Annotated in this window: 12 protein-coding genes; 4 read left to right on the forward strand and 8 right to left on the reverse strand. The window is 48.6% G+C overall.

The annotated features are described in order from the left end of the window. Window positions 1-22: 22 nt before the first annotated feature. The 8 genes from EXN75_RS08055 to EXN75_RS08090 all read right to left on the reverse strand — a co-directional run bounded on the left by EXN75_RS08055 (window position 23) and on the right by EXN75_RS08090 (window position 10,597). The gene (locus EXN75_RS08055; protein ID WP_246031331.1) at window positions 23-928 is read right to left on the reverse strand and encodes a metal ABC transporter solute-binding protein, Zn/Mn family; all 906 of its coding nucleotides are present in this window, start codon (window positions 926-928) and stop codon (window positions 23-25) included. 183 nt (window positions 929-1,111) lie between these two features. Beyond that, window positions 1,112-1,519 carry a YqaA family protein gene (locus tag EXN75_RS08060; protein ID WP_187349080.1) on the reverse strand — a complete coding sequence of 136 codons (408 nt, stop codon included), beginning with the start codon at window positions 1,517-1,519 and terminating at the stop codon, window positions 1,112-1,114. 109 nt (window positions 1,520-1,628) lie between these two features. Further along, on the reverse strand, window positions 1,629-2,579 hold the full coding sequence (locus EXN75_RS08065; protein WP_134843400.1) for a hypothetical protein: 951 nt from the start codon (window positions 2,577-2,579) through the stop codon (window positions 1,629-1,631). Between the two features lie 66 nt (window positions 2,580-2,645). Further along, window positions 2,646-3,914: a phosphoribosylamine--glycine ligase gene (purD, locus tag EXN75_RS08070; protein ID WP_134843401.1), complete on the reverse strand. Its 1,269-nt coding sequence runs from the start codon at window positions 3,912-3,914 to the stop codon at window positions 2,646-2,648. Between the two features lie 72 nt (window positions 3,915-3,986). Next, complete coding sequence (locus EXN75_RS08075) at window positions 3,987-6,320, reverse strand: S9 family peptidase (RefSeq protein ID WP_134843402.1); 2,334 nt, start codon at window positions 6,318-6,320, stop codon at window positions 3,987-3,989. A gap of 136 nt (window positions 6,321-6,456) precedes the next feature. Beyond that, complete coding sequence (locus EXN75_RS08080) at window positions 6,457-8,073, reverse strand: THUMP domain-containing class I SAM-dependent RNA methyltransferase (RefSeq protein ID WP_022109959.1); 1,617 nt, start codon at window positions 8,071-8,073, stop codon at window positions 6,457-6,459. Then, the gene (gene epsC / locus EXN75_RS08085; protein WP_134843403.1) at window positions 8,057-8,998 is read right to left on the reverse strand and encodes a serine O-acetyltransferase EpsC; all 942 of its coding nucleotides are present in this window, start codon (window positions 8,996-8,998) and stop codon (window positions 8,057-8,059) included. The genes EXN75_RS08080 and epsC overlap by 17 nt, the downstream gene beginning before the upstream one ends. Before the next feature lie 231 nt (window positions 8,999-9,229). After that, on the reverse strand, window positions 9,230-10,597 hold the full coding sequence (locus tag EXN75_RS08090) for an MATE family efflux transporter (protein WP_134843404.1): 1,368 nt from the start codon (window positions 10,595-10,597) through the stop codon (window positions 9,230-9,232). A gap of 457 nt (window positions 10,598-11,054) precedes the next feature. Between EXN75_RS08090 and EXN75_RS08095 the strand changes: the two genes are divergently transcribed. The 4 genes from EXN75_RS08095 (at window position 11,055) to EXN75_RS08110 (ending at window position 15,708) form a co-directional block, all read left to right on the forward strand. Beyond that, window positions 11,055-12,749: a nucleotidyltransferase family protein gene (locus EXN75_RS08095; protein WP_134843405.1), complete on the forward strand. Its 1,695-nt coding sequence runs from the start codon at window positions 11,055-11,057 to the stop codon at window positions 12,747-12,749. Window positions 12,750-12,988: 239 nt separating this feature from the next. Beyond that, complete coding sequence (locus tag EXN75_RS08100) at window positions 12,989-13,897, forward strand: CDP-alcohol phosphatidyltransferase family protein (protein WP_134843406.1); 909 nt, start codon at window positions 12,989-12,991, stop codon at window positions 13,895-13,897. Next, the gene (locus EXN75_RS08105; RefSeq protein WP_134843407.1) at window positions 13,890-14,900 is read left to right on the forward strand and encodes a lysylphosphatidylglycerol synthase transmembrane domain-containing protein; all 1,011 of its coding nucleotides are present in this window, start codon (window positions 13,890-13,892) and stop codon (window positions 14,898-14,900) included. Before EXN75_RS08100 ends, EXN75_RS08105 begins: the two co-directional genes overlap by 8 nt. Next, a complete protein-coding gene (locus EXN75_RS08110; protein WP_246031332.1) occupies window positions 14,890-15,708 on the forward strand; it encodes an HAD family hydrolase in 819 nt (272 codons plus the stop codon). The genes EXN75_RS08105 and EXN75_RS08110 overlap by 11 nt, the downstream gene beginning before the upstream one ends. Window positions 15,709-16,011 lie beyond the last annotated feature (303 nt).

Genomic DNA, 16,011 nt, shown 5'->3' on the forward strand with positions numbered 1-16,011 from the left:
TTTCCCTTTTTAACAATAGCACTTATTTCTTTCCCGATTGGGCTATTTCTTTTGTAATCAGGAGCATCTGTCCCTCCCAGTCGTAGCTTAGCGGATTGATTTCCACGGCTTTCGAATGGGTAGCATCGATGAATACCTGAATATTTCGGTTTGAGAATTCTTTTTGTACGAAGATGAGGTTGATATCTTCGCTCTTGGCACGCTGTATAAGTTCTTTCAACTGCGTAATGCTTGGTTCCCTTCCTTCTTCTTCTATCGCATACTGCTTCAGTCCGTTTTCCTTGGCGAAGTAGGTTAGGGTAGGATGGTAGATAACGAAACTTTTCTGTTTCTCTCCCTTGATGGTGGACTGATACTTGTCTATCTCGTTCTGCAGTTTATCCAATTTGTTCTTTCTGAAATCCCTCAACCTTTTCTTGTATTCCTCAGCCTTTTCAGGATATTTGTCCATCAGGGCTTTGGCGATGTTGGAAGTGATGATATCAGCACTTTTGATGCTCATCCAGGTGTGTGGATCTATATTTCCGCTCTGCGTTTCGAGCATTCTGATACCTGTGGATGTGTCTATCACTTTCATATTGGGTGCATTCTGTTGCAGTTTCTTCATCCAAGTTTTTTCAAATCCTATCTGTCCTACTTTAAAATAGAATACGCTTTTCGAGAGATCAACCATTTGTTGTGGGGTAGGCTCGTAAGTCTCTGGACTGCTTCCGGCAGGCACCATCACGTTGACATTCACATCGTTGCCAGCTATTTGTTCCACGAAATATCTGAATGGTTCTATAGTTACAGTTACGGTAGGCTTGTTTGGATCTAAGCCATCCTTTCCATTGTTGTAGCTATTTACATTCTTGCAGCTTGCCAGCATGCAGATGCATCCTGTTATCATGCAGCTGCTTAATATAATAAGGTGTAGGAATCTTTTCATTTTATCTTCTCTTATTGTTTAATTTTTAATGTTGTAAAGTTTTTTAGATAAGACTTTCTGTCATTTCTTTGGTTGGACTTTCGTTCCTTTCCTCTTTTTAGAACTTTTAGCTCTTGTCTTATAATTCGCTTTTGCTTTATTCCTCTTATAGAATCATTTGTTTTCTACTCAGAAGCGTTTTATTCAGAAGATAAAGCTCAGCCCATATACAAGCAGCACATATCTCAATACTTTACCGATTGTTATGCTGAAGATAGAGATGGGGAGGTTGGCTCTTGTGAGTCCGAGTACGATCGTGATGGCGCTTCCTAGTAGCGGCAGAAAGGCGAAGAATCCCATCCATGCTCCGCGACCTGCCATGAATCGCTCCGCTTTGTCGAGACTTTCTTTCTTCACGTGGAGATATTTTTCTATCCATTCCATCTTTCCCATCCTTCCGAATCCATAGTTGAACATAGAGCCGAGTACGTTTCCGATGCTTCCGTAGATGATGAGTGGCACGGGCTCGAGTCCGGCTGCCTGTAGGCCTGCCATTACAGCCTCGCTGCTGAATGGAAAAAAACTGCCTGCCAGAAATGCTGCCAAGAGCATTCCCCAATATCCCCATTCTACTAATAATCCTATAATCAAATGCACTTTATTTACTTTTTAAAACTGATATTGACTTCGCTCTTTTATCTTTTGCTCATCCTTTTCTGCTTTATTGCAGCAATACTACAGGCGGCACGAAGATGTTGAACAACGTGATAAACATCGTGATCAAGATAATGGCGATGAAAGCAATATTGGTAATCTTTCCTTTGGTAAAGGTGATAAAATGGGCGATGAGTGGAGCCGTGTTGGCTATCATGATGCCGCAAAGTTCGTTCTCGTGCTGGGGCTGAAGTATCATGAATACCCAAGTCACAATGCTCAGCGTGATGAATGAATCGTAGATCATGCGTGTGCGTATCTTATCGGCATAGCTTGAATGGATGAAATGAATGGTTCCGAGAAGACCCAAAATGACAATAAAACCGTAATTGATGAGCTGATGAAGGGTGATCTGGGAGTAATCGAACAGTTCCTGATAATCGATGATAGCCGTAAAGTGGTCGGAAAGTGCCTGAAGATTGTCTGTATAGGCGAAATAGCCGGATACAAACCAGTAGGGAGCTATTACTCCTATCAGCGAAGCTAAGAATGTGCGGGCACTGAAACAGTTGGAGAAGAATATCATGCAGAGCCAGAGTATCGGCAGATAGTAGAAGACCTGTATGAACACCAGAGAAGCCAGACCGATGCAAAAATAGGCATAGAAAGCCCATCCCGCTGCATGACGGTCCTGATAACAGTTCCAGATGATCAGCGTGAAGGCGATGAAGCACATGGTCACGATGCTGGCTTTCATCGATGGATTGGGCAGGCTGGCCATGGTGATGAGCACCAGAAAACTGCAAGATACCATGCGGCTATAGGTGCGCATGAGTGAATTGCGATTATTCAACTCTACCATGAGCAGGGTAGAGATGATGGTAAAGGCGAACTGTGCCCAGATGTTATCCATTATAAAGCCTACTGCAACCCAAACCAGAGCGGCAAGGGTTGCAGTGACAGGTAATGAGAAGCGGCTTGCCGCTATCTTGTTTTGTAATCTTTTCTTTCTTAACATCTATATCAATGTTAAATGTCAAATGCTAAGTGCTAAATTGTTAAATTTCTAAATTCACATTAAAAACTAAAGGTCCTGACCGATATCAGAGCGGAAGTACTTGTCGGTGAACTGAATCTTCTGAGCCTCTGCGAAGCTCTTCTTCAAAGCCTCCTCCTTGTCCTTGCCATAGCTGCTTACGCAGATTACTCGACCGCCGTTGGTTACCACCTGACCGTCTTTCATGGCTGTACCGGAATGGAATACTACAGAGCCTTCTACCTGGTCGATGCCTTCGATAGGGTATCCCTTCTTGTATGCCTCAGGATAGCCGCCGCTCACGAGCATCACGCAGACTGCTGCACGCTCGTCAAACTCGATGGCTCTCTGGTCGAGGTTGCCTTCTGCTACTCCCTCAAAGAGGTCCACGATGTCGCTCTTCAGTCGGAGCATTACGCTCTCGGTCTCTGGGTCGCCCATACGGCAGTTATACTCGATGACCATAGGTTCGCCCTCTACATTGATCAGACCGAAGAAGATGAAGCCCTTATAGTCGATATTCTCCTCTGCCAGACCCTCTACGGTAGGACGGATGATGTGGTCTTCCACCTTCTGCATCCACTCCTTGGTAGCGAAAGGTACTGGGGTTACGCTGCCCATACCGCCTGTGTTCAGACCGGTATCGTGCTCGCCGATGCGCTTGTAGTCCTTAGCTTCTGGCAGAATCTTGTAGTTCTTGCCATCGGTAAGTACGAATACTGAGCATTCGATACCGCTCAGGAATTCCTCGATTACTACGCGGGCAGAAGCATTGCCGAACATACCTCCGAGCATCTCTTTGAACTCCTTCTTGGCCTCTTCGAGGGTAGGGAGGATGAGTACGCCTTTGCCAGCGCACAGACCGTCGGCCTTCAGTACGTAAGGAGCCTTCAGGGTCTCCAGGAACTTCAAACCTTCCTCTACGTGCTCGCCGTCGAAGGTTTCGTATTGGGCTGTCGGGATGTTGTGGCGCTTCATAAACTGCTTGGCGAAGTCCTTGCTGCCTTCCAGTACGGCACCTGCCTTGGATGGTCCGATCACAGGGATGTTGTGGGTGCGAGGATCGTTTTTGAAGTCGTCGTAAACACCCTTTACCAATGGGTCTTCCGGACCAACGATTACCATATCGACTGCATTTTCTACTGCGAAGTTTTTGAGAGCTTCGAAGTCGTCAGCCTTGATATCTACGTTCTCGCCGACATTCTGTGTACCGGCATTACCTGGAGCGATAAAGAGTTTCTCCACTTTCTCGCTCTGAGCGATTTTCCATGCTAAGGCGTGCTCACGGCCACCGCCTCCTAACAATAAAATTTTCATTTGCTGTAAGTTATTGTTTGTTATTGATGTAGGAGTAAACTCCTCTTTCTCGGGGAGCTTACTCCTAAGTATTTACTTGAGATAATCGAAGAAATAGTTGCTGATGCGCTCATGCAGGTGAGTGCTCTGGTGTCCGCGCATATTGTGAGGCTCACCTGGATAGACGAAGAAGTCTGGCTGAGTGCCGGCTGCGATGCAGGCTTTCAGGAAGGTGAGACAATGCTGAGGCACCACTGTTACGTCGTTGAGACCCTGGATAATCTGCAACTTGCCTTTCAGATTCTTGGCCTGATAGAGCAGAGAGGTCTTCTTGTAGCCCTCAGGATTGGTCTGAGGAGTATCCATATAGCGCTCGCCATACATTACCTCGTACCAGTGCCAGTCGATGACTGGGCCACCTGCCACGCCTACCTTGAATACCTCTGGATAGTGGGTCATCAGCGAGATGGTCATGAATCCGCCGAAGCTCCATCCGTGTACTCCGATTCTGTCGGCATCCACGTATGGCAGGGTCTTCAGATATTCCACGCCCTGCATCTGGTCTTGCATCTCCACCTGTCCCAGCTGGCGGAATGTAGCCTGCTCGAAAGCCTTGCCACGGTTCTCGCTGCCTCTGTTGTCGAGGATGAAGAGCAGGTATCCCTTCTCTGCCATGTAGGTTTCCCATCCGCGGCTGGAGTAGTTCCAGCGGGCATCCACATTGTGGGCGTGAGGACCACCATATACATATATTATAGTAGGATACTTCTTGTTAGGGTCGAAGTTCACTGGCTTCACCATGCGGTAGTAGAGGTCTGTCTCGCCGTCGTTGGCCTTGATGGAGCCGCAACTGTACTCTGGCACGTTGTATCCCTTCCAAGGGTTTTCGGCTGTGAAGTAAGCCGTGCGCTTGCCGTTGGCAGTATTTACGATAGCTATCTTGCGAGGCAGGGTCGGTGTGGAGTAGTTGTCGTAGATATACTCTCCGTTCTGGCTCAGCGTAGCGTTGTGCCATCCCTTGCCGCAGTCGTCTATCATCTTTCGCTTGCCGGTCTTGGTATCCACGCTGAAGATATTGCGCTGGATAGGTGAGCACTCGTTGCTGGCGATGATGATGCTCTTGTTCTTGGCATTGAAGCCGAGCACGTCCATCACTTCCCACTTGCCGCTTGTCAGCTGCTTGATTTCGAGCGACTCTGTGTTGCTTGCCATGCGGCTGCCGTGCTTGCCTAAGGTGCAGAGATAGAGGTGGTTGTAGCCATCCTTGCGGCTCTGCATGATGAAGCTGCTGCTGTCCCAAGGCAGGAACTGGATAGGGTGGCATGGCTCTACGTATTTCTCGTCGGTCTCGCGGTACAGTTCGCCTGTCTTCTCACCCGTCTCTGCGCTGTAGGCAGTCAGGCGGCAGTCGTTCTGGTCGCGGTTCAACTCAAACATATAGATGGTCTTGCCGTTTGGGCTCCATGCGATATTGGTGAAGTAGCGGTCTGTAGGGTCGCCAGCTTTCAGATAGATGGTCTTTCCGGTGAGGCAGTCGAATACGCCTACGGTCACCTTGTGTGAGGTCTCTCCTGCCATCGGATATTTGTCTGGTGCCGGAGTAGCGATGCAGCTCTGAGTCTCTAGATGGTCGAATCCGATTTCCGGGATGTCCACCTGCGGATAGTCGGTCACCATGCTCTGATCCATGCGGTAGAATGCCAGCTTCTCTCCGTTCGGGCTCCAGAATGTGCCCTTTGAGATGCCGAATTCATCGCGGTGAACGCTCTGCCCATATACGATTTCGCGGCTTCCGTCGGTAGAAATCTGGAAATCGTGCGATTTCTTGTCCTTGGTCATGGCATTGTAGTTGGCCACGTCGAAGGTGCGCACGTACAGGTTGCTGCCCTTGAGATAGGCGAATGCATTCTGCTGGGCATTGGCTTCCAGCAGGCTTTCGCCTTCAGCATATTCCATTTCGCTGATGAGCTTGTGCTTCTTGAAGTCGATGGTGAACAGCTTGCTGCCGTTGCTCACCATTACGATGCTTTTGCCTGCGAATGGGAACTGTGCATTGTATAGAGCTCTTACCTTGATATCCTTGGTAGGGGCTATCCACTGGTTGATCTGGTCGATGCTGAAGAGCTTGGTCTCCTTGCCCGTCGTCTTGTTGACGAGATAGCAGGCGTCGATGTCCTGTCTTACGAGTTCATCGCCCCACCAGGTGCACCAGCGGTTTTTCGCTACCATGTTGCGGTAGTTGTTGCCTCCGAAGTTCAGGTCTTCCAGTGTGAAGGCCTTGTCTCCCTTCTGGGCAGCCACTACTGGGAATGTTTCTGTATGAGTCTTTGAAGCCTTGCCCTGTGCCGAAGCCTCGCCGGCATTCATAGCCATCATTGAAATCATAGCGGCGAAAGTTAATTTATAAATTGAATTCTTTAGAATCATACTTTTTTGAAAATATTTTTGTTATATTCTCTCATCATGCAGCGTAACATTGCGTCATGTATGATAACCAGCTGATAATCAGATGGTTGGTACGTGACACCCTATTTCGCTGCATGAGGTCTTAACTTATTCTTTCTTAATCTTCATCGTAGTTGGAGAAGTCACGCTTTCCTCCGCGCTTGAAATCTCTGCCGCCCTTACGGTCGCCCTTGAATCCGCCGCGCTTTCCGCCGAAACTCTTTCCTCCAAAGTCCTTTCCTTCGAAATCTCTGCCACCCTTACGGTCGCCCTTGAATCCGCCACGCTTTCCGCCGAAGTCCTTGCCGCCTTTACGGTCGCCTTTGAATCCACGGCCTCCGCGCTTGTCGTCGTCATCATCGCCTCTGCGGCTGTCGCTGATGCGAGGTCTGCCTCCACGGCGAATTTCCTCGCGGCGCTTCTCGAAGTCCTCGAGTCGGTGGGTATGGAACTTGAATGAACGGATGTCGTCTTCCTCGTTCTCAGTCTCCTCAGTGATGCGCTTCTTGAATTCGCGTTCCTTCTTGAATCTGTGCTTCTGAGCCATCTCTTTCTTCTCGGCATCAGTCTTCACTACGCCGCCCTCAGAGCGGAAGTCCTTCATCTTGCCGTCGAACATTACGTACTTTCTGAATTCGCATTCCAGACTGCCGTTGAATACCGGAATCTTGATAGAAGGCTTCAATCCTATCTGCTCGAAACATTCCTCGCGGTAGCTCAGCACCCAAGCCTCGTTGCCGGCAAAAGCCTTCTTGAATCGCTCGCCTATCATCTTATAGGTGTTGAGGAGGTTAGGGGTAGAGATGCGCTCTCCGTATGGAGGATTCATTACGATGATGCTCTTCTCGGCAGGCTGCTGGAAATCCTTGAAGTCCTGGTGCTGGATGGTGATATCCTTGGTGAGACCTGCTGCACGCACGTTGAGGTTGGCAGTATTCACGGCCTTCATATCCACGTCGTAGCCGTAGATGTGGTGCTCGAACTCGCGCTCCTGTGAGTCGTCGTTGTAGATGGCATCGAAGAGATCCTTGTCGAAATCATTCCACTTCTCGAATGCGAATTCCTTGCGGAATACACCTGGAGAGATGTTGCGGGCTATCAGGGCAGCCTCGATGGCGATGGTGCCTGAACCGCACATTGGGTCGATGAAATCGCACTCGCCCTTCCAGCCGGTCATCAGGATCATGCCTGCTGCGAGCACCTCGTTGAGCGGTGCTTCTACCTGCTCCTGGCGGTATCCGCGGCGGTGGAGGCTCTCGCCACTTGAGTCGAGGCTCAGTGTGGCCTTGTCTTCAGCGATGTGGATATTGAGACGGATGTCTGGGTTGGAAACGCTGATGTTAGGACGTGTGCCCATCTTCTCGCGGAACCAATCTACGATGGCATCCTTTACCTTATAGGTTACGAATCGGGAGTTGCGGAACTCCTCTGAATAGACTACAGAATCTACCGAGAAAGTCTTCTTTACGTCGAGGATGTCGTCCCACTTGATTTTCTGCACTTCGTCGTAAACCTCCTCTGCGCTACGAGCCTTGAAGTGCTTGATAGGCTTGAGAATACGGATGGCAGTGTGCAACTGGAAGTTGGCACGATACATCATTTCCTTGTCGCCTGTGAAAGATACCATGCGGCGACCTATTTGTACATTGTTGGCACCCAGCTGGGTGAGCTCCTCAGCCAAGACTGGTTCCAGACCCATAAAGGTCTTGGCAATGAGTTCAAATTCCTGTTCCATTATTGAATTCTATATCTAATAAACTTTGTTTTTCTTTCTTATACTTTTTTGTTTTCGGCTGCATATCCTTGGTCACCCATACGTTGGCTCCCACTACGCATCCCTTGCCGATAGTGATTCTGCCCAAGATAGTGGCGTTGGCATATACGATGACGTCGTCTTGCAGGATAGGGTGGCGAGGTATTCCCTTGATAGGGTTGCCGTCCTTGTCGAGCGGGAAGCTCTTGGCTCCGAGGGTTACGCCCTGATAGAGCTTCACATTGTCTCCGATGATGCAGGTGGCTCCTATCACTACACCCGTACCGTGGTCGATGGTGAAGTGCTTGCCGATGGTGGCTTCCGGGTGGATGTCGATGCCCGTTTCAGAGTGGGCCAGCTCGGTCATCATTCTCGGTATCAGCGGTACGCCCAGCTTGTAGAGCTCATGCGCCAGTCGGTAGTTGGTGATGGCCTTGATGACGGGGTAGCAGGAGATGATCTCTCCCTGGCTCACTGCCGCCGGATCGCCCTCGTAGGCAGCTTCTATGTCTGTGGCGAGTATCTTTCTGAGTCTCGGAAATTCCATGATGGCTTTGGCGGCGATGACTCCGGCTTTAGCCCTCTGGTGCTGCAGCTCTGCAGGGGTTTCGTGCTCGCAGTCGTTGGCAAAACAGAGACCGGCAAGAATCTGTTCGCTTAGCTTTTCATAGAGTTTTTCAACTCTTACTCCGATGTGATACTTGATAGTGGAGATATTGACGGATGAGTTGCCGAAATATCCCGGGAAAAGGATGGAGCGAGACAGACTGATGATTTCTTCGAGCGCCTTGCCCGAAGGGAGTGGATTTCCGTCTCGATGCTGATGAAACAGACCTTTCAGTGACTCTGGGCATGAAAGTTCCTCGATGGTCTCAGTCAGCTGATGAGTTAATGTATCTTTACTCATTGTTATTCAGTGTGTCAATAAATTCGTTGCAAAATTACAATAAAAGATTGAAATCTCCAAATCAAAAAGCCGAGATAAGCGATTTTTTTTCAAAACTGACTTTAAAAATATGTTAAAGAGTAGAATATTGGGGATATTTTGCTGGATTTGCTTGTTTTTCTGAGTGTTTTTTGAGCATTAGGGATGTTTTTTTTGATTATTTGTGTAGTTTGTTCTTCACCAGTTTTTGAGTTATTTCACCGGAATCTCTCCTGCTTTCTTTAATCTGTTCATATCCCTGAAAGCACTCCAGGCGATAGGAATGGCCATGGTAAAGCTGCATGCATCTGCCCAAGCCTGACACATTTCCACGCCCAGCAGATCAAAGAAATGAGGCAATATAAAGATGAGCGGAATGAAGAAAAGTCCGCTTCTGGCTGCTGCCACAAGATTGGCACGGATAGGTTTGCGGATGGTCTGCATCAGCATATTGGTGAGTACAATGGTTGATACAAGCGGAAAGCTGAGCACCTGCCATTGCAGAGCTGCAGCTCCTACATGGATCACGTCTGGATCGCTACGGAACAGGCCGATGATGGACTCGGAGAAAACAAAGCCTGCCAGCGCACATACAGAGAGAAATACTGTACCGCATTTGATACAGAAATAGAAGGCTTCCTTCACTCGCTGGTACAGATGGGCGCCATAGCAGAAACCGCAGAGTGGCTGGAAGCCCTGTCCCAGTCCGATGACGATTGCATAAGTGAAGAAAGAGATGCGCGTTACGATGCTCATGCCCGCAATGGCAGCATCACCGTAGGCTCCGGCTGCCACGTTGAGCAGAATGGTGGATACACTGCCCAATCCCTGTCGCGAAAGGGAGGGCGTGCCGCCAAAAATGATTTCCTTCGCAAGTTGTTTATTAGGAGTAAAGTCTTTTAGGCGGATTCTGATATTCTGCCCCCTTCTACTCATCAGAAAGAGCATCAGGCAACCGAAAATCTGGCTGATGAGGGTGGCAATGGCGGCTCCGGTAATGCCCATACAGAAGTAGATGATGAGCAGCGGAGCGAGTACCAGATTGAGCAAAACTCCCGACAGGATGCCCTTCATCGCCGACATTGTGTTGCCCTGAAAACGCATCTGATTGTTCAGTGTGAGCGACATTGTCATGAAGGGAGCGCCGAGCATGACGATGCCTAAGTAGCGCTCTGTATAGGGCAGGATGGTGGGTGTGGAACCCAGGAAGATGGCGAGCGGAGTGATGAAAATCTGTCCCAGGATGGCGATGAGAAGCCCGGCAAAGAAGCTCAGTATAAAGCCCGTAGAGGCCATCTGCTCTGCTTTCCGGTGCTCCTTGGCTCCCAACTGGCGGGAAATATAATTGCCTGAGCCGTGACCGAAGAAGAAGCCTACTGCCTGAATGATGGCCATCACCGAGAAGGAAATGCCCACGGCAGCTACGCTTTGCGTATTGATAGTGCCCACGAAATAGGTGTCGGCGAGGTTGTACATGCTCGTCGACAGCATACTGATGATTGTAGGGATTGCCATCGTGAAAATGACTCTATGAACTGGTGCATGAGTCAGGAAAGTGTAGTTGTCTCTCTCTCTTTTCATGCTGCAAAGGTAAGAAGTTTTGTCGTAAGAGCCAAGAAAGTATGTTTAAATTATCTGAAATGAAAAATAATTTAGTTATTTAGGTTTTATTCTTGCGGACAAGTGTTTGTCGTATCAGAAATTTATTGTACCTTTGCATCCGTTAAAAATATTAGTTTGTGTCATTAAAGGGGTGTCTGCGTCTCTATGAATGTTGTTTTGTATCCAAAGTATGTTCAAAATACAGGAGTGCTGATACGTTCCTTTATATACATTCTACTGAACTTTCGCATATCAGGAAGTTTAAGGAGTTAAGGAAGTTAAGGAGTTAAGACGTATGTCTTGTAGCTTAATAACTACGCCAAAAAGCCTATTGTCTTAACTCCTCAGCGACCGTAGGGAGCGATAACTCCTTTAACTTCATTAACTTCTGAACTTGCGAAACTTGAATAAAAAATATATTAAACAACAATATAATATGAAATTTGCAATTATTGCTGCCGGTGAGGGCAGCCGCCTTGCGCAGGAAGGCGTAGAGGAGCCAAAGCCCTTAGTTTCTGTATGTGACCAGCCGATGATAGAGCGCCTGATGCGTATCTTCGTGGATTGTGGAGCATCAGAAATCGTGGTCATCATCAACGAACAGAGTACCAGCGTGCATCGTTATCTGAAGAAGCTGGATCTGCCTGTGCCGCTCAAAATCATTGTGAAAACTACCCCAAGCTCTATGCACAGCCTTCATGCCCTGTCGCCTTATCTCAGGGGTGAACGCTTCTGCCTGACTACTGTTGATACGATTTTCCGTGAAGAGGAATTCAAGAAATATATCCGCCATTTTGAGCGCGTCAAAGATATCGACGGCTGCATGGCTGTGACTCCTTACGTGGACGACGAGAAGCCTCTCTGGGTAGGCGTGAAGGAGCAGACCGGCGCGGAGGGGGAGAGTCTCATAGACCAGCAGGGATACCGATGCAAGCCGCTTATCACCGGTTTCCACGACCAGTGCGAGGGCGACGACCATCTGATTTCTGGTGGCATCTACTGTCTGGGCGACAAGGCCCTCGATGTGCTCGATCATTGTATGGAGCAGGGCATGAGCCGAATGCGCAACTTCCAGCGCCAGCTTGTGGCTGAAGGGCTGCGCCTGGAGGCTTATCCTATCGATAAGATTCTCGATGTGGATCATAAGGAGGATATCGCCAAGGCAAGAAAATTCCTGCTGCCTTTGGAAGGCAAGATTATCGATGGTATCATGCGCGATAGCAGTTTCTCACCCAACTGTGTAAATAGCGACGCTGCCATCTTTAATGCTGTGAGTGAGCAACTGAAGGCTCTCGGAGCGACAGTTTATCCATGCCGTGAGTATTCTAATGATGAGCAAGTTAGTCACTTTACAAAGCCTGAAGAGTATTCTGAGTTTATGAACACGGTTTGGTTTGTGAACGATGTGGCTGGCTATTTCAGTATGGCTCGCAGCAACAATGCACTCAAGATGTTGGAAGTAGCTATGGCCGATGGCCTTCCTGGACTGAACACTCCGGTGGGCGTGATGAACTGCGTGAGATCGGAGATGACCAGCCTGCTGATGGAGGACGGTATCCCGATGCCGAAGAGCAAGATAGTGGAATCTTTTGACGGTCTGGGCGACTGGGATATCTATCCATGCTGGCTGAAGCGTGGGAATGCCTGTGCACAGCAGAAGGAGGATACCTGCTATGTGGAGACCCGCGAGGAAGCTGAGAAGGTATTGCAGAGTTTCGATATGAGAAACATTTCTCCGGTGGTTCTCAATGAACATCTGAAGGGTGACCTCGTGAAGTTTTATGGCGTGGAAGGCACTGATTTCTTCTACTGGTTCTATCCGTCAAAGTGCGGTCATCGCAGCAAGTTCGGTCTTGAAGTAATCAACGGCGATGCGCAGGGTATTCCATTCGTGGTGGAGGATTTGAAAAAGACTGCCGACAGGGCTGCCACGGTGCTCGAGACTCCTATCTACGGCGGCGACTGCATCATATCCGAGGATGGCAGTTTCAGAATTATCGACTTCAACGACTGGCCAAGCTTCGCTCCTTGCCGTGATACTGCTGCTTATTATATAGCCAAGCGTCTCTGCATGGAATTCGAAAAGCATCCGTTTATTGAGGGCGTAACGGATTTCGAGAAAGCAGAATAGAGAAGGGAATCCCTGAGATAATCTCTTTCTGAAGTCCTTGAGATTGTTTCTTGCGAAGGTCTCAGAGATTATCTCTTTCGAGACTCCTTGAGATGATCTTTTTCGAGAATTCAGTAAATATAGAAAAAAAGAAAATCCTTTATAATATATAAATAGGTATAGCTATTATTTATTAAGGTATAGTGATAATATATAAATAGGTAGATAATATATAAATAGGTATAGTAATTCAAAAAGAAATGGCAAATCAGGAATATCAAGCTTCTCTGAAGTCTGCAGACACCGAGGAGCATATTGACATTTATTTCTATCGCCCCATAGGCTATCAGTGGGCGAGATTTTTCAGAATGCTGCACGTTACGCCGAATGTAGTAACCATCCTCTCCATCTTCCTGGGGGTGGGAGCGGGTATCTGCTTCGGTTTCAACGATTTGAAAATCAATATCGTGGGCATTCTGCTGCTCGTATGGGCGAATATGTACGACAGTTGTGATGGACAGCTGGCGCGACTCACCAATCAGAAAAGTGCGCTGGGACGTATCCTCGACGGTGCTGCCGGCGATCTGTGGTTCATCTCCATCTATGTCTGCATCTGCATCCGTCTGATGCCAGAGTGGGGCTTCTGGATATGGGGACTGGCTGTCGTGAGCGGTCTGCTCTGCCACTCCCGCCAGTGCCGTCTGGCCGACTACTATCGCCAGATACACCTCTTCTTCCTGAAGGGCAAGGAGGGGAGCGAGATGGATGATGCCATCAAGCAGGTGGCTATCTACAAGCAGATGAAGTGGAAAAGGGAGCCGCTGCAGAAGTTCTTCCAGTTCTTCTACAAGAACTATACGCTGGCGCAGGAGAAGGAGACACCATGGTTTCAGAAACTCAAGAAAACCATTCGCCACAAGTATCCTAACCAGTTGCCGGATAATCTGCGTGCCGACTTCCGCAAGGGCAGTCTGCCGCTGATGAAGTATGCCAACTTCCTGACTTTCAACTGGCGCAGCTTTACGCTCTTTGCGAGCATCTTAGTGGGTATGCCATGGATATACTTCTGTGTGGAGATTGTGGTCTTCACAGCCGTATATTTCTATATGCATTATCGCCACGAAAAGCTCTGTTGTGAGATTTTAGTTAAAATAGCTTCTTATGAATAATCGGTTCAGAAATATCTTCATGGCCTTCGGTATCATCGCCATCGTCATCATGCTCTGTACGATGGATATGGACTATACCGACATCTGGCGATATCTGAAGCAGGCGGGCATCTACTTTCCGCTGATACTCGCCCTGTGGCTGGTGGTGTATATGGTGAACACGCTCTCTTGGTATCTCATCATCAATGACGAGGGCAAGGTGAAGGGGCTTTCCTTCTGGCGTGTGTACAAACTGACTGTGAGCGGATTTGCACTCAACTATACTACGCCCTGCGGACTGATGGGCGGCGAGCCTTACCGCATCATGGAGCTGAAGCCTTATACGGGAGTGAGCAAGGCCACCTCGTCGGTTATCCTCTATGTGATGATGCACATCTTCTCGCATTTCTGGTTCTGGTTCTTGTCGATATTCCTCTTCGTGGCAATGTATCCGGTAGGCGTTCCGATGGGCATCATGCTGGTGCTGATAGGCGCATTCTGTCTGCTGGGCATCTACTTTTTCTCTCGCGGTTATCGTACGGGCATGGCTCAGAAGGGCATCCGAATCCTTACGCATATCCCGATGGTGAAGAAATGGGCGAGAGGCTTTGCGGAATCTAAGAAGGAAACGTTGGAGCAGATAGACGACCAGATAGCGATGCTCCACGGTCAGCACAAGCGTACGTTCTATCTCTCGTTGTTTTCCGAGGTGGCAGCGCGCGTGCTTCAGAGTGTGGAAATCTATCTCATCCTGAAGGCTTTCGCTGCGGATGTGAGCATTCTCGACAGTATTCTGATATTGGCATTCTCTTCGCTCTTCAGCAATCTCATCTTCTTCTCTCCGATGCAGTTGGGAGCGCGTGAGGGTGGTCTGGCTCTGGCGGTGGACGGGTTGCATCTTACGGGTGCATTAGGCGTCTATACGGGTCTCATTACCCGCCTGCGAGAGTTGTTCTGGATAGCTGTCGGCATCCTGCTTATCAAGATAGGAAATAAGGATTTGAAACAGAAAAATGATGAATAAGAAACTGGATGTAAAGGGAATTATTTTCGACTATGGCGGTACGCTCGATACCAGGGGCGACCACTGGTCGGAGGTGTTGTGGAAAGGCTACGAGCACTTCGGTATCGGCGTGAATGCTGATGAGGAGGTGGAGCCGGGTGTATCCATCGGCAAGTCTTCTTTCCGTGATGCTTACGTGTATGGTGAGCGTGTGCTGGCAGTGCATCCGCTGGTGAAGGCTGAGGATCACTTCGAGGATATCCTCCGCTTGAAGATACATTTCCAGTTGTCTTTCCTCGCCGGTGCACCTTTGTTGGAAACCGGTAAGGACGATGCCCAGAAGCAGCAGGCACTTGCTGAAAGGCTCGAGTTGAGTGAGTCGGAGATAGCAGAAATCTCTGCATCGATGGCTGCCTATATCAATAGTGAGACCCAGCAGCTTTTGGCTGAAAACAAACAGGTGCTGGAGCATCTGAAGCAGGCGGGTTATCCGATGGTTCTTGTGTCCAATTTCTATGGCAATATCAATCAGGTGTTGAAGGATGCGGGCATCGACGGTTATTTCTGTCGCGTCATAGAGTCGGCGGTAGTGGGTGTTCGCAAGCCAAATCCTGCTATCTTCGCCCTGGGTGTCTGTGCTTTGGATTTGCCGGCTTCGCAGGTGCTGGTGGTGGGAGATACCTTCAGCAAGGATATTCTTCCGGCCCGTCAGCTGGGTTGCTATACGTTGTGGATTAAGGGATTGCAATGGGAAAAGAAGGAATATGACGAGAGTGTGCCTGACGGGCTTCTGACGAAACTCTCTGATATGGAGGCTTATCTGCTGTAATACATTGCTTGAGGTGGGCTGATGGCTCTCTCTCTTGAGCTCAGTTGGTTCCTTCTCTCTCTCTTGAGTTTAGTAGGTTCCTTCTCTCCCTCTCTTGAGTTCAGTTGGTTCCTTCTCTCTCTCTCTCTCTTGAGTTCAGTTGGTTCCTTCTCCCTCTCTTGAGTTCAGTTGCAGACTTATTTTTTAAGTTGAATTTTAGATTCAGCGATATCAATATCAGTAATATCAGTTTTAATTTGGATATAAATCTGAAAAAATAGGCGGCAAAGCATTTAAATCTTATAAAAAACTTAAATTACTAAA

The sequence above is a fragment of the Segatella hominis genome (assembly GCF_004535825.1).
Lineage (GTDB): Bacteria > Bacteroidota > Bacteroidia > Bacteroidales > Bacteroidaceae > Prevotella > Prevotella hominis.

Bases quoted from the DNA above. Each gene is read 5' to 3' on its own strand.
- EXN75_RS08055 (WP_246031331.1), bottom strand. From the start codon at position 928: ATGAAAAGATTCCTACACCTTATTATATTAAGCAGCTGCATGATAACA.
- EXN75_RS08060 (WP_187349080.1), bottom strand. From the start codon at position 1,519: ATGCTCTTGGCAGCATTTCTGGCAGGCAGTTTTTTTCCATTCAGCAGC.
- EXN75_RS08065 (WP_134843400.1), bottom strand. From the start codon at position 2,579: ATGTTAAGAAAGAAAAGATTACAAAACAAGATAGCGGCAAGCCGCTTC.
- purD (WP_134843401.1), bottom strand. From the start codon at position 3,914: ATGAAAATTTTATTGTTAGGAGGCGGTGGCCGTGAGCACGCCTTAGCA.
- EXN75_RS08075 (WP_134843402.1), bottom strand. From the start codon at position 6,320: ATGATTCTAAAGAATTCAATTTATAAATTAACTTTCGCCGCTATGATT.
- EXN75_RS08080 (WP_022109959.1), bottom strand. From the start codon at position 8,073: ATGGAACAGGAATTTGAACTCATTGCCAAGACCTTTATGGGTCTGGAA.
- epsC (WP_134843403.1), bottom strand. From the start codon at position 8,998: ATGAGTAAAGATACATTAACTCATCAGCTGACTGAGACCATCGAGGAA.
- EXN75_RS08090 (WP_134843404.1), bottom strand. From the start codon at position 10,597: ATGAAAAGAGAGAGAGACAACTACACTTTCCTGACTCATGCACCAGTT.
- EXN75_RS08095 (WP_134843405.1), top strand. From the start codon at position 11,055: ATGAAATTTGCAATTATTGCTGCCGGTGAGGGCAGCCGCCTTGCGCAG.
- EXN75_RS08100 (WP_134843406.1), top strand. From the start codon at position 12,989: ATGGCAAATCAGGAATATCAAGCTTCTCTGAAGTCTGCAGACACCGAG.
- EXN75_RS08105 (WP_134843407.1), top strand. From the start codon at position 13,890: ATGAATAATCGGTTCAGAAATATCTTCATGGCCTTCGGTATCATCGCC.
- EXN75_RS08110 (WP_246031332.1), top strand. From the start codon at position 14,890: ATGATGAATAAGAAACTGGATGTAAAGGGAATTATTTTCGACTATGGC.